The organism is Natranaerobius trueperi (assembly GCF_002216005.1).
Lineage (GTDB): Bacteria > Bacillota > Natranaerobiia > Natranaerobiales > Natranaerobiaceae > Natranaerobius_A > Natranaerobius_A trueperi.
In genome coordinates this window covers 246,014-266,968 of record NZ_NIQC01000001.1, presented here as the reverse complement: position 1 = coordinate 266,968, position 20,955 = coordinate 246,014, and the positions used below count along the sequence as shown (strand labels likewise).

Here is a 20,955-nt window from a genome sequence, read left to right as displayed (position 1 = left end):
TAACATTGTTATTGGGTTTTCTATGAAAAAAGCGCTTTCTAAACACTAATTGTGGTTAGAAAGCGCTTTTTATTATAGTTGGTTTTCACTAAATTCAAAGAGCTCAGATAGAGAGTATAGATCATTCTTTTTGATATAGAGTAAGATTAATTCATAGAAAAGTTTGTAATTTGGGTTATTTTTAATAAATTCTTGTATTTTAGAAGCAAGAAAGACTAATTTATCCTTTTGATCTGATTCTAAATAAATTTTTATGCAATCTTTAATTACTTTATAAAACATTTCATTGTCATTTTCTTGATAAGCTCTTTCTAAAGCTTTATTTAAATAGTACTCTCCTTTATCAGATTCTTTAAGTAACTGATATGATAAAAAAAGCTCATGAGCTAGTTTTTTATCTACATATTGATCTCTAACTTCTGAAGCTAGTTTAGCTAGATTTTCTATATTTTGTGACTTTCTTTCTAGTTTTAATAAATGTTTATAGATATCTAGTGCCATACTAGAGTTAGGATCTATTCTTTGTAATAGAGTATATAAGATGGTTTTTGATTTTTTCACAGCTCCAGTTTGTTCATAACAGTAGGAAAGAAGGTAAGTACAATCATTAGTAAATTCTAAACCTTCTGATTTATAGTAGCTTTCATCTTTTAAAACCCAATCTAAAATTGAAATACACATAGAATAGTCTTCTACTTTTGCATGGGCCCAAGCTTTATAGAAATAAAGACTAGTTTTTTGATTTTCGTCTAAATCCTCGGAAGCTTGTATAGTAATATCTATAAGTTTAAGAGATTTTTCGATATAATCTCGTTCTAAAAGGTTTGTTATAAGGCGTTCAGTAAGGTCATAAAGTTTATCCTTATGATATGTAGAAAAGTATGTACAATTTTCATGAGCTCTTATGAGGTAGAAATATTCTAAATTTAGTTGGTGGATTGATCGGTAGTAGTTAGCAAATAGTTCATAGAAAAGGATTTTTTTATCTTGTAAATTAAATTTTCTAAGGTTTTTTTCTACTTGATTAATTTGGTCTTCACTAATTGATAATGAACCATCTTGATAATCTTTTTCTAACTTCCTATAAACAGCATTTAGTTCTTGTTTTGTTTCAAAACGTTCACCGGTATAAAAATCATATGTATCAACCCATCTAATAAGAGAATAATTTAGTAGTTCATTCATGTTATTAGCTATTAGAGAAGCAACATCTTCATTTAAGGGAGTTTTATTATTTTCGATTAAGCTGATTAGATTTCTAGTGATCTTATTACCGGTTATATCTTCTTGATGTAATCCAGAAGTTTTTCTAATAATCTTTAAGAGCTCTCCTGGAGTTTTTTCTTTATACATCTAATACACCACCTTAAAAATAGTTAGTAATACTGTTCTCTATTTATGAATAAAGTCCTTCAGTTATTTTCTTACATTTTAATTTTAATACGTTAAAATTTTAATGTGAAAACCTAAACTTTAATTATAACATTTTTTTTAATATAATTGAAGGATATAATAAAATGATCACGAATGATGTTATATCAACCTATATTTTAATGATCTGTTTAGGGGGGAGACTATGATTTATTTAACTGGATCACAACTTAGTTTTGAAGAAATAGAGCGGGTTATGATAAAAAAAGAACAGGTAGAGCTTAGCACTAAAGCCCGTGAGGATATTGTAAAAAGTAGAAAACTTATAGACGAATTAGTAGATAATGAAGAAACAGTTTATGGTGTTACAACTGGTTTTGGTAAGTTTAGTGATACTGCTATTTCAACAAAGGATATTAATGCCCTACAAGAAAACTTAATTTTAAGTCATGCAGCTGGAGTAGGTGAACCCTTTAGTGAAGAAATAGTTAGAGGTATTATGCTCCTTAGAGCAAATAGTCTCTCAAAGGGACATTCAGGTGTAAGACTTGAAACAGTCAAACTATTATTAGATATGTTAAATGAAGAGATTCACCCAGTAATCCCTTCTCAAGGTTCATTAGGTGCTAGTGGTGATCTTGCACCCCTAGCTCATATGGTTCTAGTAATGTTAGGAAGAGGAGAGGCCTACTATAGAGGTGAAAGATTACTAGGTAGTGAAGCTTTGAAAAAAGCTGGTTTACAACCAATAAAACTACGTGCAAAAGAAGGACTTGCTTTAATTAATGGAACTCAAGCAATTGCTTCAGTCGGAACTTTTACATGGCTTTCGATGAAAAATTTATTAAAAGTAGCTGATATAGCTTGTGCTATGACTGTTGATGCACTAGAAGGTATTACAGATGCGTTTGATGAAAGGATCTACAAACTACGTCCTCATCCTGGTCATAGAAAAACTGCAGCTAACTTACGTAAATTAGTAGTTAATAGTGAGATAATTGAAAATAAAGAACACCCAAGGGTACAAGATGCTTATACCTTAAGGTGTGTTCCACAAATTCATGGTGCATCAAAAGATGCTCATAGTCATGTAGGAGAAGTGTTAGAAAGAGAGATAAATTCTACTACAGATAATCCACTTATATTCTCAGAAGATGGTGACATTATCTCTGGTGGTAACTTTCATGGTCAACCACTTGCTTTACCAATGGATTATTTAAGTACCTCAATATCTGAAATCGCAAATGTTTCAGAAAGAAGGGTAGAAAGGTTAGTTAACCCAAACCATAATTTTGGACTACCAGCTTTTTTAATTGAAGAGGGTGGAGTAAGTTCAGGGTTTATGATCGCTCAGTATACTGCTGCATCTTTAGTAAGTGAAAACAAAAGCTTAGCTCATCCTGCAAGTGTTGATTCCATACCAAGTTCAGCAAATCAAGAAGACCATGTTAGTATGGGTACAATAGGTGCTAGAAAGGCTTTATCTATCTTAAAAAACAGTCAAAAGGTTCTTTCAGTAGAGCTACTATGTGCTTGTCAGGCTTTAGATCTAAGAAAACCAAGAAAACCAGGTAAGGGTACTAAAAAAGCTTTTGAAATTATTAGAGAAGAGATACCGTATCTAGATCAGGATAGAGAAATTTCACCTGATATAGAAAAAGTAGCAGAGATTATTGCAAGTGGAAAATTAGTAAAAGCTGTAGAAGAGGTTGTCGGTAAATTAGAGTAGTCAGGGGGTTCCTTGGCTACTTTTTTCATTGAATGGTATTTTATTTTAGATAAGTTGACACTCCACACGCCAGACTGTCTAACAATTAATTAAAAACCATAACATAATGCCTTTTTGCGGTATATTACTCTAAAAATAAAAAAATGCAATTTTTGAAGGTAGTACTTGGTTGAAGAGCCTTACCAAATCCCTGACTCCCATGATATTAATCAATCTTTTTAGATTATAAGCAAGGCTAATAAACCCTGCTTCAGCATTTACAGAGTTTAGCCCTCTTGTTAAAAAATATGTATATCCAAAAGATTTTTTGATAGTTCCAAAAGGGTGCTCAACTATCGAGCCCCTAAGTTTGTAGAGGTCCTTTTTCTTAATTGTATTTTCATGTACTTTATCTATAAACTCTTCATCTTCAAATCTTGCTATAATTCGTCCCGCTTTTGCTGATGTACATTCGGATTTATTTCCACAATCCATGTAGTCCTTACACACGTAACGTCTATAGTTTTTCCTCTGTTCTTTCCGTTCCATTTAAACTCTAGTGGATAACCTAATGGGAATCTATAAATATCTTATATTATCATTTAAGTGAATTTCCTTCATAATAGGAAAAGTCGCAGCAAAAAGTACTGCGACTTTCGTGTTAAACTATGTAAATACTTTTGTTTCAACTTCATAATCTTAATTAGTAATCAATTTAGCAAAGTCTTCTATATTTATACCATAGAAGTAGTCCCATAAATTAATATCTTTTAATGCATTTTCTATACTTGTTTTTTTATAAGTCTGATTACATAAAAACTCTTCTAATTCGCTAATATCTCTTCTTGTGAAGAAATCACCATAGATTTTACAATCGATGATCTTTCCTTTTTTAACATTTAATTTGACATTTATTAACCCACAAGAAAATTTATCTGTCTTACTTATCTCAAATTTCGGAGACTCTCCCCAGTTCCAGTCCCATTTACTAAACTTTTCTTCTGCTCTTTTATAAACATCTTCTAGTTCTTTATCCGTTAGTACATATTCGTCAATTCCAAGGGTATGTGACATATAACTTAAAAGATGATTTTTTAGTTCATAGATTGACATATCTTTATCTAAATAGTCTTTAATATTTGCTACTCTACTTTTAACTGACTTAACACCTTTTGATTTTATTTTAAGATCATTAGCTTTTAAAGCTTTACCTAAATTAGACATTTCAGAGTTAAAAAGTAAAGTACCATGACTTAAGATTCTTCCTTTACTATAATACTGTGCATTACCTGATATTTTCTTTTCATCTACTAATATATCATTTCTTCCTGATAGTTCTGCTTCTACCCCTAGTTCATTAAGTGCATCTATTATTGGTCTAGTAAACTTTTCAAAATTATTAACATCTTCTCTATCAGCTGGTTGTACAAAGGAAAAATTTAAGTTACCTTCATCATGATAAACTGCTCCTCCACCTGAAATTCTTCTAGCAACAACAATACCATTTTCATCTACAAAGTCTTTATTTATCTCTTCTATAGTATTTTGATATTTACCAACAATTATGGATGGTTTATGGATATAAAAAAACAAGTAGCTATCTTCTGGTGCCTTATTCATTAAATATTCCTCAAGAGCAAAATTATAATAGGGAGTTTTCCAATCAGTTTTAATATATTTCATTTAATCACCTCTTATATATAATTATCTAATCTTTATTATATAAAAAAATTCAAAATATTGAAATAAGAAAAAATGAGGACTTTTAACATAGTAGGGTCTATCGCAATTTATAGACCCTACTCTAGTGCTATCTTGACTTCGTTATTTTCTTTAAAGTTATACCCAGCTGTTAAACTAATATAAACTTTCTTTTTTTATAATCTCTATCGTCTTGTATAGTTATAAAACTACTACTTTCATCTTCTCCATTAACCTTTATCCCATTTAATATGAGACTATTTGGGACTTTAAAACTGATCTTACCCCGAGAATCTACATCTGTAATCTCAAGCTCTTCACCCATACAATCAATAGTTTTAGGATATTTTTCATCAATATCTATAGTTATATCTTTATCATTTTTCTTTCCTACTTTCACATCATTAATTCCAAGGTATAACTTATCACTTTCTTCGAAGTATACAGAAGAAACAAAGTAATCAAATAAAGATTTATATTGTTCAAAACTAATAATTATAGTATAATTAATAAATAAAATCAAAAAAATAAACTCCTATAATCACTAAAGAGATTATAGTTTTACCAATTTGGTTATTTTTTCAATTAGGTTTCTTTAATAAGACATAATAGATCTTTTATATTTACGTTATTCAATTAGTTTTGAGAATTATTGGAATTTTCTGACTAATCTTACATATCATATAAAAAATCACTATGTAAAAAGGGGGGATAGAATGAAAGATAAGCTACAAAGCATTATAGACCAGAACAGAAAATGGACCAATTGTGGTCAAGTAGCATCCTATATCCCTGAACTTGCTAAAGCTGATCCAAACATACTTGGTATAGCAATTAATGATATTAACGATAAAGCAGTTCAAGCAGGTGATTATAATTATTATTTTACAATACAAAGTATCGTCAAAGTAATTATATTAATCTGTTTATTGATAGATGGAGGAGAAGATAAAATCTTTGATAAAGTAGGGATGGAACCTTCATCTGAACCCTTTAATTCAATACCAAAATTAGAGAGGACAGAGTCAGGGAAGCCACTAAATCCTTTTATAAATGCAGGCGCAATTGCATGTACGGATGCAGTGTTAGGCAAAAATTGTAAGGAAAAGTATGAAAGAATTGTGGCGATGTTAAAAAAACTCTCTAATAATCAAAACCTAAAAATTAATGATGCTGTATATAAATCTGAAAAGCTTACAGGACAAACCAACAGAGCAATTGCACATTATCTAAAAGGGGCTGGCTTAATCGATAATAGCGTAGAAGATGTCTTAGATGTTTACTTTAAACTATGTTCAGTAGAAATGGTTGTAAAAGATATTGCTAAAATCGCTTCGGTTATTGCTAATGGTGGTATAGCGCCATGGTCACAAGAAAAAATCATACCGACCAATGCAAACAAAATTATAAAAGCAATTATGACCACTTGTGGACTTTATGATTCCTCAGGATGTTTTGCAGTAAGAGTTGGTATGCCTTCAAAAAGTGGTGTCGGAGGCGGGATTGTATCTGTTGCACCTAATAAAATGGGAATAGCAGTTGTAGGTCCGTCTTTAGATCATCATGGGAATAGTATTGCAGGAGTAAAAGTTTTAGAAGAGCTTTCAAAATCAGAAAGATTAAGCATTTTTTTATAAAACCTAATGAAAGGAGAGGAGTTATATGGAATTTTTAGAAAATATCGTTGGTATAGGTAATGATTTATTATGGACTTATGTTGTAGTGATTTTACTAATTGTATTTGGTGTGTATTTTTCTGTATATTTAAATTTTCCACAAATTAGATTGATCGGTGACATGGGAAAGCTACTGGTAAGGGGCAGAACCCTTCCTGATGGCAAAACAGATGGGATATCATCTTTTCAAGCTTTAACTATGAGTATTGCATCTCATGTTGGCACAGGAAATATGGCAGGTGTTGCCATTGCTATATCTGCTGGCGGTCCTGGTGCAGTATTCTGGATGTGGATTATAGCACTAGTAGCTGCTAGTTTAAGTTTTGTAGAGAATATTTTAGCTCAGACGTATAAAGAAAAAGATGGAAATAGTTTCAGAGGAGGCCCTTCATACTATATGAAGAAAGCGTTGGGTCAAGAAAAAATAGGAATATTCTTTTCTGTACTCATAACGGTTTCTTTTGGATTAATTTTTAATTCTGTGCAAGCCAATACATTAGCAGATGCTATTGAAGGCACCTATGGCTTTGGTAATGCCATAGTAGGTGGTGCAGTTGCCCTGATTGTAGCGTTGGTCATATTTGGTGGTGTAAAGAGAATTGCTAGGGTAACAGAAATTTTGGTACCGATTATGGCAGTAATTTACGTAGGGATTGCTTTTGTCGTTATACTGCTTAATATAACTGCAGTACCACAGTTATTTGGTTCAATATTTGCAGGTGCTTTTGGATTTGAACCATTTGCAGGGGGCACCTTAGGTGCAGTTATCATGAATGGTATTAGAAGAGGATTATTCTCTAATGAGGCAGGCATGGGTAGTGCGCCCAATGCCGCTGCTACATCACATGTAAGTCATCCAGTCAAACAAGCCTTGATACAAGTCTTAGGTGTTTTTGTTGATACATTAATCATCTGTACATCAACAGCATTTATAATATTGCTTTCTGGAGAATTTGGCGGAGATTTAGTAGGGATCCAATTAACACAAGGTGCTTTGAGTTCACATGTTGGGGATTGGGGTGGTACTTTTATCACATTTGCAATTGTGTTCTTTACCTTTAGCTCAATACTTGGTAACTACTATTATGGAGAAACCAATATTCAATATTTAAGCTCAAACAAAGCTTGGCTGACGCTATTTAGATTTGCTGTTCTAGCAATGGTATTTATTGGTTCAATCGCTTCTTTAGGCCTTGTTTGGGACACAGCAGATATATTTATGGGTCTTATGGTAGTGGTGAATGTTTTAGTTATTGGTAAACTATCGAAGATTGCTCTAGTCGTTTCAAAAGATTACATCAGACAGAAAAAAGAAGGCTTAGATCCCGTATTTGTAGCAAGTAAAGTAGACGGAGTAGAAAATGTAGAATGCTGGGATGACCCTTCTAAAGAGAACAAGTAATAAATAAATATGGAGCTAATTAAGGGGCGGCATCTTAAAGATTACTCTTTGATGCCGCCTCTTAATGTTTTTCTCAAAAAGGTGCTAGCTAGGCGGTGAAAGTTGGCTTATAGTAGTTTAATGAATTGAGTAACATATAATTTTTAGAGGATTATTTTAATAAAAGTCGAAGTATATATATAATTACAGAAATTTTCAGACTATAACTAACTGAAGAAGGTGAGGTGTTATAGTTTCCTGTTTTTAGAATACTAAATTTATAGGGGGAGTTATTATGAGTGAAATTTTTAATGAAATTAAAAAAATGCATGATGAGTTTACAGAGATTAGAAGATACCTTCACAAATATCCAGAACTAGGTTTAGAAGAGTATGAAACAACAAAGTTTATTAAAAAAAAGTTAACTGAATACAATATTGATATCTGTTCTTATAATATTGAAACTGGTGTAGTGGCACTATTAGAAGGTGAACAAAATAAATCAGATAAAGTAGTTGGGTTAAGAGCTGATATAGATGCACTACCCATGACAGAAAAAACAGATCTAGAATATTCTTCACAAAATGATGGCATTATGCATAGCTGTGGCCATGATGGACACGCTGCCATTTTACTTGGTGTAGCAAAATACTTAAGTGAAAATAGAGATAAATTTTCTGGAAAGGTTAAATTCATTTTCCAACCAGGTGAAGAAACCCTAAAAGGTGCACAAACATTAGTTGATAACGGTGTTTTAAAAGATCCAAAACCTGATGTATTAGTAGGGCTTCACGGGGACCCCGACCTAACTGTTGGAAAGGTTGGTGTAAAGCCAAATGGCTTTATGGCTTCAGGTGATAAGTTTCATATAACAGTTAAAGGAACAGGTGGACATGGTGCTTATCCACATAGATCTTATGATCCTATTTTAGCTTCTTCTAACCTTGTAATGGCTCTTCAAGGTATAGTAAGTAGAGAGATAAATGCCCTTGATAGTGCTGTTATCTCTGTTTGTATCATAAATGGAGGTAATGCATTTAATATCATTCCTGAAGAAATAGAACTAAAAGGTACTGCTAGATGTCATACACCTGAAGTACGTAAACAAATAGAAGAAAAGATGGAGAGAGTCATTAAAAATGTTGTTAGTACCTATGGATGTGACTATGAATTTACTTATGAACATGGTGTACCAGCAGTTATTAATGATGAAGATACTACTGAAGAAGTTGTAAAAGCAGCAAAAGAAGTCCTTTCTCAAGATAGTGTAGTAGACATACCTGCAAGAATGGGCTCAGAAGACTTTTCAGTTTTATCAACTAATGTAGAGCGTTCTACATTTTTTAGACTCGGTATCACTAAACCAGATACTCCTATGGTAAGTCAACATAACGAAAAGTTTGATTTCAATGATGAAGCGATACCTTATGGGATGAGTGTACTAACTCAATTTGTTTTTAATCAGCTTTCTTAAAACAAAAAAACCCCCTTTAAAAAGTAAGGATTCGAGTTTTGAAGTAAACTCAAAAAACTATAAATTTCTCACATTAAAATGGCAGTTCTCTTCATGAGAACTGCCATTGTCTTTACTTGATTAACACCTATTCTCATTAAAAATATATAAGCATCAAACAGTATCATATGGCTTTAAATAAATCCATCTCATTAAATAAGTGAGAGTCACTGTTATATAGTTTTTACTATTCGCTTTAAGAAATGGTGCAAAAAAGAGCCCGATTTTTTATGCATCGGGCTCTACTCCTTTTCATATATATAAGAGTCGAGATTTTTAAGGGAGGGGATAAATATGCCTTTAATCGAATGTGTTCCAAATTATAGTGAAGGTAGAGATAAGGAGGTGATTGAAAAAATAGTAGCTAATTTTAAAGATAAAGATGGAGTGAAATTGTTAGATACATCACCTGATGAGGATCATAATAGAACTGTTGTAACTGTTGTGGGCGAACCTGAACCATTAGTTGAAGCAGTCCTTGGTTCTGTTAAGACTGCTTCAGAAGAGATTGATATGACACAACATGAAGGTGAACATCCAAGAATGGGTGCAACTGATGTGATACCACTAACCCCTGTTAAAGATATTACTATGGAAGAATGTGTTGATTTATCTGAAAAGTTAGCTGATGTTATCGGTTCTGAATTTAATATTCCTGTTTTTATGTATGAAGAGTCAGCTAATAGAAAAGATAGAAAGAATCTAGCTAAGGTACGAAAAGGTGAATATGAAGGTGTTAAAAAACGTATCAATGAAGATGGTGAACAGCCAGATTACGGACCTAAAAAGATGAATGAATCAGCTGGTGCAACAGCTATAGGCGCCAGAAAACCGTTGGTGGCCTATAACGTTAATTTAAGTACCTCAGATGTAGACATAGCTAAAAAGATAGCTAAAAATATTAGACAGAGAAGTGGTGGGCTAAAAAATGTTAAAGCCCTTGGTATATATTTAGACGATAGAGATGTGGCACAAGTAACTATGAACCTTGTTGATGTAAACCAAACTCCCCTATATAGAATACAAGAGCTTATAAAAATTGAAGCAGCTAGATATGGTGTGCACATAACTGATTGTGAGATTGTTGGATTGACACCAGTAGAGGCATTAATAGATGTAGCTAGATATTATCTTCAATTAGATAGCTTTGACTCAGAGCAGGTATTAGAGAACAGGTTATTAGAGTAGGGGGTAATAATATGACAAAACCTGATTTAGTTATATTAAATGCAAGGGAATTAGTTACACTAGAAGGGAATAGTTATAAACCTAAAACTAAGGAAGAACTTAAAAATATAGGTATTATAAAAGATGGTGCAGTTGTAGTAAAAGATGAAAAGATAGTAGCTGTAGGAAAAACAGACGAAATTATTAATAAAGTAAATATAACACCAAAAACTCGAGTTATTGATGCAAAGGATAAAACTGTGATGCCTGGGTTTGTTGATCCCCACACACATATTGTCTTTGGTGAAAGTAGAGAAAGAGAACTAGGACTAAGGATAAATGGTAGAGAGTATCTTGAAATATTAGAAGCGGGTGGAGGTATTTTAGGTACAGTAGAAAGTACAAAAAACAAACCAGAAATAGAGCTATATGAGTCTGCAAAGAAAAGATTAGATACCTTTTTAAAAGAAGGTGTCACAACAGTTGAATCAAAGAGTGGTTATGGTTTAGAGACAGAGACAGAATTAAAGCAGTTAAGGGTATCTAAAAAGTTAGGTAGAACACATCAAGTAGATGTTGTGAATACTTTTTTAGGTGCGCATGCAATACCTAAAGACTATAAAAGTTATCCCGATGCTTTTGTGGATTTAGTTGTGGATGAAATGCTACCTCAAGTTGTAGAAGAAGGATTAGCTGAATTTTGTGATATTTTTTGTGAAAAAGGTGTTTTTTCAGTAGAACAATCAAGAAGAGTACTTACTAAAGCAAAAAAAGCCGGGTTATTACCTAAAATTCATGCAGATGAGATAAACCCATTAGGAGGTGCAGAGCTAGCTGCTGATGTGAAAGCAGTTTCAGCCGATCACTTAGGTAAGGCAAGTGATCAAGGTATTAAAAGGATGGCTGAAGCGGGTGTTGTAGGAGTATTACTACCAGGTACACTCTTTTTCTTAATGAATGATGAATATGCTAGAGCAAGAAAAATGATAGAAGAAGGTGTACCCACAGCTCTATCAACAGATAGAAACCCTGGTTCTTCACCAACTGAATCTATGAGTTTTATTATCTCTCTTGCTTGTCTTAAAATGAAGATGTTACCTAGTGAAGCTATTAGTGCTGCTACTATTAATGCAGCCCATGCTATTAATAAAGCTGATAAAATAGGGAGTATTGAACGTGGTAAACAGGCAGATCTTGTTATTTTTGATATGCCAAATCATGAGTACCTACCGTATCATTACGGTATTAACCATGTAGAAACAGTTATTAAAAAAGGAACTGTTGTAGTTTAAAAAGAATACTCTTAAATAAACGGTGTGAACCTTTTTTAGAGGTTTACACCGTTTATTTTTTTAAGTATAAGGTTTTAGATAAATATGACTAATTATATGACTAGGGTCACTAATCATATTATCACCCCTTGTCTGTTATAGTTATTTATAGAAGGGCAGGAAAGCCCCTCTTGGATCACGTAATAATAAAGTAAAGGTGGCCATCTGGGGAAAGACCGATCACTCCTAGTCAGTGAGACTGCTTATAAAAGAACTGTCTTCCCCGGATACCATAAGTAGCAGGTACGGACTATAGAGAAGTCGTGCCTCGAGCACTGATGCTAGACAAGGCTTACCACTGCTACTAAATACCATTACCTTAAGGAGGTCTTAGATGTACTTTGTTGGGATCGATTGGGCTGATCTTGGGTTAGGATACTCATTGCTATGTGGGTAAATAAAGAGCCCTACAACGAAAGCAAGTTCATAAAAACTAGAGAGAAACACGCTGCTTAATTTAGTTTTTAAAAGAGCAAAATTTCAACTTTGGATTACTGTACCCCTAATTTCCAAAATTTTATAAGATTGTATCCTTTACATAGAAAATCTCTTATTATAGTTGACTCAAAGTTAGGAAGGTAATAAATTAATGTTTAGTATCTGTAAAACAATCAGAAAGGAGATAAATATATGAAAAAAATATTTAAGTGGATTTTAGTTGGAGTTCCAATTCTATTAATTATGGGTATTACATTTATAGTTGGAGGCAGCTATCTTGAGCACAGAGAATTACTAACCCAGGAAAAAGAAGACTATCCGGCACCCGGTACTATTGTAGAAATTAATGATAATGGTGATAAGTTACATGTTTATTCAGAAGGAGAAGGAAAAAAAACTCTTATTTTCATGTCAGGATTTGGAACTAGTTCTCCAGTATATGATTTTAAAGCACTTTATAAAAAATTATCAAATGACTACAGAATTGTTGTAGTAGAACGAGCTGGATACGGATGGAGCGATATTACATCAAGTTGTAGGGATATAGATACTGTTCTAGAAGAAACCCGTACTGCACTAGAGCTTTCTGGAGAAAGTCCTCCTTATGTTTTGTTTCCACATTCTGTGGCTGGTTTAGAAGCAATATATTGGGCTAATCTTTATCCAAAAGAAGTTAAAGCTATTATTGGCTTAGATCCTCTTACTCCAGATTATTATGAGAAAACAAAGGAAGACCCACCTCTATCACGTGTAATAACCCTGTTAGCACGTACTGGTCTTATGAGAAATCAACCTAATGTTTTTCGTGATAATTTCCCAGCTATGGAAAAAGGACATTTAACAGAAGAAGAAGCTAAGATTGCAGAAACTATTTTTTTCCGACGTGTCCAAACAAAAAATATGTGGGAAGAAGCAAGTTATTTGTCAGATAACTCTCAGACTGTTTCTGAATTTAAAAAACCTGACTCACCTTTTCATGTTTTCATTTCAAGTGAGAATGAAGAAAAATACTGGAGTGAGTGTTTAATTTCTTTTGCAGAAGAAACTGAAGGAGAACATTTTGTATTAGATGCAGGGCATTATATTCACTTAGATAAACCAGAATTAATTGCAGAGAAGAGTAGGGATCTTATTGAGAAAGCAACGAAAAATTAGATATTCACGTACTTAAGGCGGTAGCTATATTAATTGCTACCGCTTTAATATTATTTTAAGGGTTTTTAACTACATACTATTAACTTTCATTAAGTTAAAGTTTGCATTTATCCTACTTGTGTTAGATATTTATATCATAATGATATAAATATCTAACATTATATTATTTTTAGATAACGTAAGGGGGTATAAAAATGAAACCAAATAAAGTGAAATACATGGGATTGTTGGGGTTATTGGGTCTAATTGGGCTCTTTACTGGTAACTACGGTTTCTTTGGCTTTTTTGGTTTTTTCGGGATCTCCTCTCAAACAGATGATGAGCTTTTGAGAAAGAACATTGCGAAAGCTGGATCTAATGCCTTTATTGTAAGCAATATTTTACTAGTGTTATCAATCGTTGGAATTAGCGTAACAGAGACTATTGAATTTGCAGCTTTAATGATTGCTACCATATTTGTCATTCAGCTATTTGTATTTATCATTTCATTTAACTATTATGAAAAACGTGGTGATGTATAATGGAAAACATCACATTTAAATCAAGAATTAAAGAACTTCGAGCCCGGTATGATATGACTCAAGAGGAACTAGCAAAAAAGTTAATGTAAGGCGAGAAACTAAGATTCTAATACTTGATCTAATTTAAAACGATTAAAGAGACCTGTCAGGTGATCTGTTGAGGAAAGGTTTGTTAGCTCTTTATTTTTCTTATTTAATGTATCATATGCTTCCTGTATACATAATTCATAATAGCTTATAAGTACTGTGATGGCTAAGACTGCTATCACAATATTATATACAGAATCAGAAGTGAAATCTCCTTGGATCCGGGTCATTATAAATATAAACATATAACTTAAAAAACTAAATGTCACAATTCCACCTATTTTCCTCCCCAGTAGCAAATATACCACAGGAGGAACAGCAGCAATCCAATATAAAGCATAATCCTTATACTCTTCGATATTAAAATAAAGTATTAAAGTTAACACAAGGTTGAAACTCCCACACGCATGAATGCGTGGGATTTTCGGGTAGCTATGCGTCCTCAATTCATTTCTACTTTAGACAGCTCCCAAGTTAAGGGTATGCCAGTACCCTTCCCATACCAGTGCATATAGCAGTATAGGCTGATAGACTTTTGCTTACGCTACTCCATCTATCACAGGTGCATGGATGATGTTCATTCCTGCTACCCGATCTCGGTGGGTTTTAAAACCACATGAGCATTGATAGTTTCTGTCTTTTCATGGTTGCGATTTCTACATATGGGACAAGTTTGACTCGTATATTTTGGATCTACATATTCTACTGCTATACCTCTTAGTTTTGCTTTGTACTCAATAAATAATGCTAACCGGTAGAATGACCATGTATGTAGGTTCTTTTCGTTTTTACGGCTTGTTCTTGCCGTGTTTCGGATATTTGCAAAATCAACCACTTTACGGCTAATTTTATGATCTTGGTCTTTCATCCATCTTTGTTCTTTGTCATTTAAGGTTTTGATGGCATTTAACTTCTTGGCTTGACCTAGTTCAGAACGTTTTGACTTATATTTTCTGCGAATATACTTGTTTTGTCTTCCGTTTCCAATGAATTTTGTTTTTCCGGTACTTGTTACCGAAACAGCTGGAGCCTTCAATCCTAGATCTACTCCCATTACTGTATCAGTCTCTTTAGGTTTGGGTTCTGGTACTGTTACACATACTTGGGCGATCCATTTATCTGATTTTTTTGTGATGCGAAGTGTCCCTAATTTGTTTTTTAATAGATTCTGTTGGTACTCTGTTAAAATAGCTTTTACTGCAATCCGGTTTGATTTACCACTGATGTACACTGGAAATTCAATCGTGTTTTCTTTGTTTCCTATGATTTAATTGTATATGTTTTTGCTTTATAGTACAACTTTATTTTATTAAAAAAATAGGCTTTCATCCCATGATTGAAAGCATGGGCTTTTCGCCCTGATACTGTAATGGAACTTATATATTAGGTGGAACAGAAATGCTAGATAAAGATGCTGGTGGGATCATAGGAATAGTAAAAGCCGGACAAAAAGGGAATTCTTCTAAAAAGATAATTATCCAAGGGAGAACATTTATGGGCGGAGTTAGTGTTATAAATAATAACTCACATTAATATTAATGTGAGTTATTAACTATCTTGTTATCTAAATTTTACTGGTGGGCTATCTTTAGAAAGGGCTTTGAAAGTATAACCTTTTTTTTCTAACTTTGAGATTATTTCAGGCAATGCTTCTACTGTAGTATCTCGTGCAGAAGAATCATGCATTAAGATTACAGCATTATCAATACCTTTTGTTCCTTCTAATACATTGTCTACTATTTCGTGTTTACTTAAAGATGGTCTACTAGCATCTTTAGCATCTACATTCCAATCAAAATAGGTATATCCGTTACTATGAAGCTCTTCAATCACTTCACCTATTACTTGATTTCTTTGGTTTGAAAGACTTATTGACCCTCCTGGGAAACGCATAATCTGTGGCTTTTCATCTACCACTTCATATATTAACTGTTCCATGTTATTAAAATCTTTCATAAAAGCTTCTTTTGATTTATAAATATTCTTATATTCATGTGTAGAAGTATGGTTTCCTAAGGCATGTCCTTCATCTACAATTCTTTTGTACATTTTACGTCCATAGCTTGTATCATTTTTATTTACAAAAAATGTACCCTCAATATCTTCTTCTTTTAAGATATCTAAAATCTCTTTTGTATTCTGACTTGGACCATCATCAAAGGTGAGGTAAGCCACCTTTGATGATTCTTTTTCTTCTAAGGTTTCAATTTCATTTTTAAGGCGTTCTTTTTCTTTTTTAAGCCTGTCCATCTTCTCTTCATACTGTTTTAGTGTCTCTTCTTTGTCTTTATGTGATTCATTAATCTCTTCAAGTTCTTTAACTAAATCTTTAAGTTCTTTGATTTCTTGTTGTGCATCATTTGCAAATACAAGTTCTTTAGCATGTCCAGTTGCCATTATTAATAAAAAGGACGCTATTATAACTAGTAAAAGTTTTCTAAACTTGATTCGAAAGTATGGCTTTTTTTTAGTTTTGATTTTTTTCAACTATATCCTCTCCTATTTTAACTTTAGTAATATAATCTAGTATAAGATCATAACAAAATCGAGGGGGTAATTCTACCCCTCGATAAAACTAATTAAGATATTTGTCACTTACTAAAATATCAGAAATGATGTCAGTAGGTATCTCAAACTCTACTACCCCCATATATCCAGGAGCAACTTCGTAATCATTAAAAGAGATTACTAATTTGTTGTTTTCAGAAATATAAAAGCTTTGATCAGGTTCAATTTGTGTAAATGTTTCAGGCTCATTTTCATCAACCCAGTAAATGATATTATCATCTTCTTTCATTTGTTGGCTCATGTCTTTTTTAATGTAATCACTGATTACTTTTACATAGTCATCATTTTCAAATAGGCTAGGGAGTGTAATTAATACTTCATTTTCTTTATCAATAGTATCGTATTTTATTTGTGTACTTGATGATCCAATAGTATTTGTTGTATATCTTTTAATAGTAAGTAACTGATCATCTTCATTAAGTACTTCATAACCTGCGTCTACTGCTAGGTGTCCGTCTTCTACTTCTTCTAGTTTATCTATTTGAGCTAGAAACTCTTGATATAGTTTATTACTTTCTTCAATGTATTTTTCATTTAGAGTATCCTGTAAGGTTTCATCTTCAAATCCTTCTACACCTGGAGTTTCAATATCAGCTTGGTATTTATCATCATCATATTGATAATCTTCAAAGGTGATCACTTGTACTATATTTCCTATGACTGGTACATCAGAGAAAGCTTTAGCAACATTACTGTTTATATTAACAGCACTAAATACCAACAGTGATGCTACAGCAGTTCCTACTAATAATTTTTTTTGTACTTTGTAACCAGATTGTTTTTTAGCTTCTTTAATATTTTTTTTAGTTTCAAGTTCTAACTCATCAGGAATTTCGATATTCTGATATTCTTTTTGTAAATCTTTAATTTTTTTCATGGTTTAAGTCCTCCTTATTTTCTTCTAAGTCAACACGTAATAGTTTTAAAGCTTTATAAAGTCTGGTTTTAACTGTATTTGTGTTCACATCTAGAATTTTACCTATTTCTTCTAACTTAAAGTCTTCAAAATACCTTAAGATGATAATACTTTTAAGATGTTCATCTAGATTATCTAAAGCTTTTTCTAGGTCTAGATCTTTATAATAATCTTTTTGGTTTTCTTGAAAGTCTATATCATCAACTAAAGTTATTTTTTTGTGTTTTCTTATGAAATCGATAGAAGTATTAATAAGTATTTTGTAAAACCAAGACTTTATTTTTAAGTTACTATTTTGCTTTTCTAAAGTGCGAAAAGCTTTGTAAGTACTTTCTTGAAGCACATCTAAAGCATCTTCTTTGTTTTTTAGATAACTGTAAGCTAGTCTATAATGTGCTTCCCTGTTGTTTATTAAATAATTTTCTAATTCTTTTTGAAGGTTCTTTTTTTTTATCATTACACTTCTATTCACTCCTTTAGCTTTTCTTTTAATTGGTCTCACTTATATAACGAATGAGAAACCAAAAAAGTTTTAAAAAAATATAAAAATTTTACTGTCTTGTATCGAAAAAAGTTTAATAATTAAAATCACACATCTTCTCTTAAGTAACACCATTGTACTTTTTTTGATACCATTAACCATATAAAATTTTAATAATATGAAATTAAAAGAAACACCTCTAATTAAAATATAACCTATAGAGTAGACACTTTAAACTAAAAACATGGTTATCTATTTAAGCGATATAGCTGATGCCTCACTATCTGGCTATTTAGGCAATAAAAACCTAAAAGACGAATTATGAAAAAAATATGGTATACGTGGAATTTAACAAGGATACGACAATAGGTTCTTCTAACGGATGTCACTTCACTTATTACAAGAAAGGAAAGAAAGCTTATTTATCAACTTAATGGATAGTTCTACAGGTGAGGTATTAGCATCATTTTAGAAATAAAGCGTATGAGCTATTACAATAACTATCGATACTAATGTAACTTAAAAAAGATGATCCCTGTTCAATACAGAGATCATCTTCTGATAACAGTCCAGGCCTTTTTTTAATTGTCCTTTATAAATGGTGCACTTTAGTTAGTTATATATTAAACGTTACGTAGTTTCAGGTTTGCCTTTGTGATTTCATACCTCTGTTTCTCCAGAAGAAATCAAGGCAAATTTTGCGCCTAGTGGACCAAAGATTTCAAATATTGTAATAGCTGCTAATTCAATTGCAGTGATCATAACTGCAATATCTGGAAATTGATCTTGAACCATCACTAATAAACCTATACTAACTCCAGCTTTAGAAAACATAGCAAAACCAAGATACTTTTGAACTACATCGTCTGCACCAGATATTTTAGCGCCTACATAGGAACCTCCTAACTTACCGATAGTTCTAAAAATCATATAGCCAATTGCAAAAACCCAGTTACTTAATAAAACATCTAAATGTAAGCCTGTGCCTGCTAAAACGAAAAATGCGACATATATAGGTGTTTCTACATCTTCAAGATACGCAATTTCTTGAGGTCGAGAATATAGATTTGCAAATGTTAAACCAGTGATCATATTAGTAAGAAGTGATGATAAATGAAACGTGGAAGCTATACCACTATTTAATAATGCTAAACTGATTAACAATAATACTTTAGCATGCCGATTTTTTGTATATTTAAATAATATTATTATAAATAATCCACTTAAAATTCCTAAAACAAAAGAACCACTAATCTCTATAAATGGTTCTACAATATTACTAGCGGTAAATCCATTTCCAGTTAAGATACCACCTACTATAGCAGATACTATACCAAAGAAAATAATGCACAAAGCATCATCAACTGCTACTACTCCCAGTAAAGTACTCGTAAGCCTACCCTTAGCTTTATATTCCCTAATAACCGCCATAGTTGCTGCTGGAGCAGTTGCCATAGCCATAGCACCTAATAACATAGACACTTCTAAAGATAGGCCAACCAAGTAATACATTCCTGCGAACACAATCACAAATGTTCCTGTTAGCTCAATCAATGCAATCCCCAATATTGACCTGCTTAATTTTTTTAATTTATTGAATTCTAATTCACTACCAATAAATAAAGCAACTATACCTAGTCCCAGTGTTTCCAAAACTTGTAAACTCTGATTAAGTTCAGTCGAAATCACATTTAAAATTGAAGGACTCAAAAGAAGTCCCCCGATAATATAACCAACTACCATAGGAAGTTTAAACTTCTGTACTAATTTCCCACATCCGTAACCAACTAACAATATTACTGCAATTCCCAAACTTTCTGCCTCTAAAGGCAATTTAGGTCACCTCGATTTTAGATTTAACTTAGTTTTTAATTTTCTTAAAATCATTTGGTAATATAAAAGTTTTAGTTCAAACAATTCTCTTACCGCTATATAACCCCATACCTCCTTCTTGACTGTTTTTCTAAGAAAATCACTAATATATATTTTAACACTACTTCACATTTTTTCAAGTATTATAAATATACTGAAAAAACCTTCGGGGAGGAATTTGTTGTTTTTAACGTTGCTTAATCATGAGTAAGTGTCGATATATTTTGTAAGTATACTTGTTAAGGTGAATAAAAATATAGGTTTTGACCTGGGTATAAGCGATTTTCTAATAGATAGCGATGGGAATAAGATACTTAATCCAAAGAATCTGTCCAAATAAGAAAGGAAATTAGCTAAACTACAAAGGAAACTAGCCAAAAAACAAAAAGGCAGTAACAACAGAAACAAAATGAGGATTAAGATTGCTAGACTTCACGAAAGGATCTTAGATGCCAGAAAAGACTTCAGCGAAGACAAAAATGTAAATGGTATGAAAAAGAATCATAAACTAGTCAAAGCAATATCAGATATACCTTAGTCAGAATTTTCAAGACAATTAGAGTGTAAAGCTAACTGGTATTTTACAACTTATGTCAAAATAGATAGGTTCTTTCCATCAAGCCAACTATGCTTATTTTTCCTTATAGTGCGAAGTGAACGTTGACACTCCCACACGCATGAATGCGTGGGATTTTCGGGTAGCTATGCATCCTTAATTCATTTCTGCTTTAGACAGCTCCCAAGCTAAGGGTATGCCAGTACCCTTCCCATACCAGTGCATATAGCAGTATAGGCTGATAGACTTTTGCTTATGCTACTCCATCTATCACAGGTGCATGGATGATGTTCATTCCTGCTACCCAATCTCGGTGGGTTTTAATACCTGTTAGTTTTGCTTTGTACTCAATAAATAATGCTAACCGGTAAAATTACCATGTATGTAGGTTCTTTTCGTTTTTACGGCTTGTTCTTGCCGTGTTTCGGATATTTGACAGTTCTTCTAAGCGAATGAGCGAAACTTTGTTTTTTATTGAAAAGATAGGCTCTCATCCCACGATTGAAAGCATGG

Annotated in this window: 18 protein-coding genes and 4 pseudogenes; 11 read left to right on the top strand and 11 right to left on the bottom strand. The window is 32.5% G+C overall.

What is annotated here, in order from left to right; translation table 11 throughout:
* Window positions 1-72: 72 nt before the first annotated feature.
* Entirely contained in the window at window positions 73-1,353 is a 1,281-nt protein-coding gene (locus CDO51_RS01220; protein WP_089022468.1) for a helix-turn-helix domain-containing protein, read from the bottom strand.
* 223 nt (window positions 1,354-1,576) lie between these two features.
* Here CDO51_RS01220 and hutH point away from each other — a divergent pair, with 223 nt between their 5' ends.
* On the top strand, window positions 1,577-3,100 hold the full coding sequence (gene hutH, locus CDO51_RS01215; protein WP_089022467.1) for a histidine ammonia-lyase: 1,524 nt from the start codon (window positions 1,577-1,579) through the stop codon (window positions 3,098-3,100).
* A 129-nt stretch (window positions 3,101-3,229) separates the two neighbouring features.
* Here the strand turns inward: hutH and CDO51_RS01210 are convergent, their stop codons facing one another.
* From CDO51_RS01210 to CDO51_RS01200, 3 genes are all read right to left on the bottom strand, one after another.
* Window positions 3,230-3,628 (bottom strand): transposase, encoded by a 399-nt coding sequence (locus tag CDO51_RS01210; protein ID WP_089022466.1) that lies wholly within the window; start codon window positions 3,626-3,628, stop codon window positions 3,230-3,232.
* A gap of 150 nt (window positions 3,629-3,778) precedes the next feature.
* Window positions 3,779-4,762 carry a lipoate--protein ligase gene (locus CDO51_RS01205; protein ID WP_089022465.1) on the bottom strand — a complete coding sequence of 328 codons (984 nt, stop codon included), beginning with the start codon at window positions 4,760-4,762 and terminating at the stop codon, window positions 3,779-3,781.
* A 169-nt stretch (window positions 4,763-4,931) separates the two neighbouring features.
* Window positions 4,932-5,303: a hypothetical protein gene (locus CDO51_RS01200; protein ID WP_089022464.1), complete on the bottom strand. Its 372-nt coding sequence runs from the start codon at window positions 5,301-5,303 to the stop codon at window positions 4,932-4,934.
* 193 nt (window positions 5,304-5,496) lie between these two features.
* On the opposite strand from CDO51_RS01200, the gene glsA reads away from it, so the two are divergent.
* The 8 genes and pseudogenes from glsA to CDO51_RS15235 all read left to right on the top strand — a co-directional run.
* Window positions 5,497-6,417, top strand: a complete 921-nt coding sequence (gene glsA / locus CDO51_RS01195) for a glutaminase A (protein WP_089022463.1) — start codon at window positions 5,497-5,499, stop codon at window positions 6,415-6,417.
* Between the two features lie 25 nt (window positions 6,418-6,442).
* Entirely contained in the window at window positions 6,443-7,858 is a 1,416-nt protein-coding gene (locus CDO51_RS01190; protein WP_089022462.1) for an alanine/glycine:cation symporter family protein, read from the top strand.
* A gap of 274 nt (window positions 7,859-8,132) precedes the next feature.
* A complete protein-coding gene (locus CDO51_RS01185) occupies window positions 8,133-9,311 on the top strand; it encodes a M20 metallopeptidase family protein (RefSeq protein ID WP_089022461.1) in 1,179 nt (392 codons plus the stop codon).
* A gap of 333 nt (window positions 9,312-9,644) precedes the next feature.
* Window positions 9,645-10,538: a glutamate formimidoyltransferase gene (ftcD, locus tag CDO51_RS01180; RefSeq protein ID WP_089022460.1), complete on the top strand. Its 894-nt coding sequence runs from the start codon at window positions 9,645-9,647 to the stop codon at window positions 10,536-10,538.
* 11 nt (window positions 10,539-10,549) lie between these two features.
* A complete protein-coding gene (hutI, locus tag CDO51_RS01175; protein WP_089022459.1) occupies window positions 10,550-11,809 on the top strand; it encodes an imidazolonepropionase in 1,260 nt (419 codons plus the stop codon).
* Between the two features lie 669 nt (window positions 11,810-12,478).
* Window positions 12,479-13,441, top strand: coding sequence for an alpha/beta fold hydrolase (locus tag CDO51_RS01170; RefSeq protein WP_089022458.1), 963 nt, complete (start codon window positions 12,479-12,481; stop codon window positions 13,439-13,441).
* Window positions 13,442-13,635: 194 nt separating this feature from the next.
* The gene (locus CDO51_RS01165; RefSeq protein ID WP_089022457.1) at window positions 13,636-13,962 is read left to right on the top strand and encodes a DUF3796 domain-containing protein; all 327 of its coding nucleotides are present in this window, start codon (window positions 13,636-13,638) and stop codon (window positions 13,960-13,962) included.
* Window positions 13,962-14,062 (top strand): annotated as a pseudogene (locus tag CDO51_RS15235) (transcriptional regulator); the annotation flags it as partial. The gene CDO51_RS01165 and the pseudogene CDO51_RS15235, both read left to right, overlap by 1 nt.
* Here the strand turns inward: CDO51_RS15235 and CDO51_RS01160 are convergent.
* Together CDO51_RS01160 and CDO51_RS14080 are read right to left on the bottom strand one after the other, a co-directional pair.
* On the bottom strand, window positions 14,061-14,435 hold the full coding sequence (locus CDO51_RS01160) for a hypothetical protein (protein WP_089022456.1): 375 nt from the start codon (window positions 14,433-14,435) through the stop codon (window positions 14,061-14,063). The pseudogene CDO51_RS15235 and the gene CDO51_RS01160 sit on opposite strands and share 2 nt — an antisense overlap.
* 153 nt (window positions 14,436-14,588) lie before the next feature.
* A pseudogene (locus CDO51_RS14080) lies at window positions 14,589-15,292 on the bottom strand (RNA-guided endonuclease InsQ/TnpB family protein); the annotation flags it as partial.
* Between the two features lie 155 nt (window positions 15,293-15,447).
* Here CDO51_RS14080 and CDO51_RS14880 point away from each other — a divergent pair.
* Window positions 15,448-15,582 carry a hypothetical protein gene (locus CDO51_RS14880; protein WP_276206980.1) on the top strand — a complete coding sequence of 45 codons (135 nt, stop codon included), beginning with the start codon at window positions 15,448-15,450 and terminating at the stop codon, window positions 15,580-15,582.
* Between the two features lie 27 nt (window positions 15,583-15,609).
* On the opposite strand, the gene CDO51_RS01150 is transcribed toward CDO51_RS14880, so the two are convergent.
* From CDO51_RS01150 to CDO51_RS01135, 4 genes are all read right to left on the bottom strand, one after another.
* Window positions 15,610-16,536, bottom strand: a complete 927-nt coding sequence (locus CDO51_RS01150; RefSeq protein ID WP_089022455.1) for a polysaccharide deacetylase family protein — start codon at window positions 16,534-16,536, stop codon at window positions 15,610-15,612.
* 88 nt (window positions 16,537-16,624) lie between these two features.
* A complete protein-coding gene (rsiV, locus tag CDO51_RS01145) occupies window positions 16,625-17,494 on the bottom strand; it encodes an anti-sigma-V factor RsiV (RefSeq protein WP_089022454.1) in 870 nt (289 codons plus the stop codon).
* Window positions 17,481-17,987, bottom strand: a complete 507-nt coding sequence (locus tag CDO51_RS01140; RefSeq protein WP_420811476.1) for an RNA polymerase sigma factor — start codon at window positions 17,985-17,987, stop codon at window positions 17,481-17,483. Before CDO51_RS01140 ends, rsiV begins: the two co-directional genes overlap by 14 nt.
* Before the next feature lie 687 nt (window positions 17,988-18,674).
* Window positions 18,675-19,847 (bottom strand): cation:proton antiporter, encoded by a 1,173-nt coding sequence (locus tag CDO51_RS01135; protein ID WP_089022452.1) that lies wholly within the window; start codon window positions 19,845-19,847, stop codon window positions 18,675-18,677.
* Window positions 19,848-20,241: 394 nt separating this feature from the next.
* On the opposite strand from CDO51_RS01135, the pseudogene CDO51_RS14565 reads away from it, so the two are divergent.
* Window positions 20,242-20,424 (top strand): annotated as a pseudogene (locus CDO51_RS14565) (RNA-guided endonuclease TnpB family protein); the annotation flags it as partial.
* 271 nt (window positions 20,425-20,695) lie between these two features.
* Here the strand turns inward: CDO51_RS14565 and CDO51_RS15230 are convergent.
* Window positions 20,696-20,923 (bottom strand): annotated as a pseudogene (locus CDO51_RS15230) (IS200/IS605 family accessory protein TnpB-related protein); the annotation flags it as partial.
* Between the last annotated feature and the right edge of the window lie 32 nt (window positions 20,924-20,955).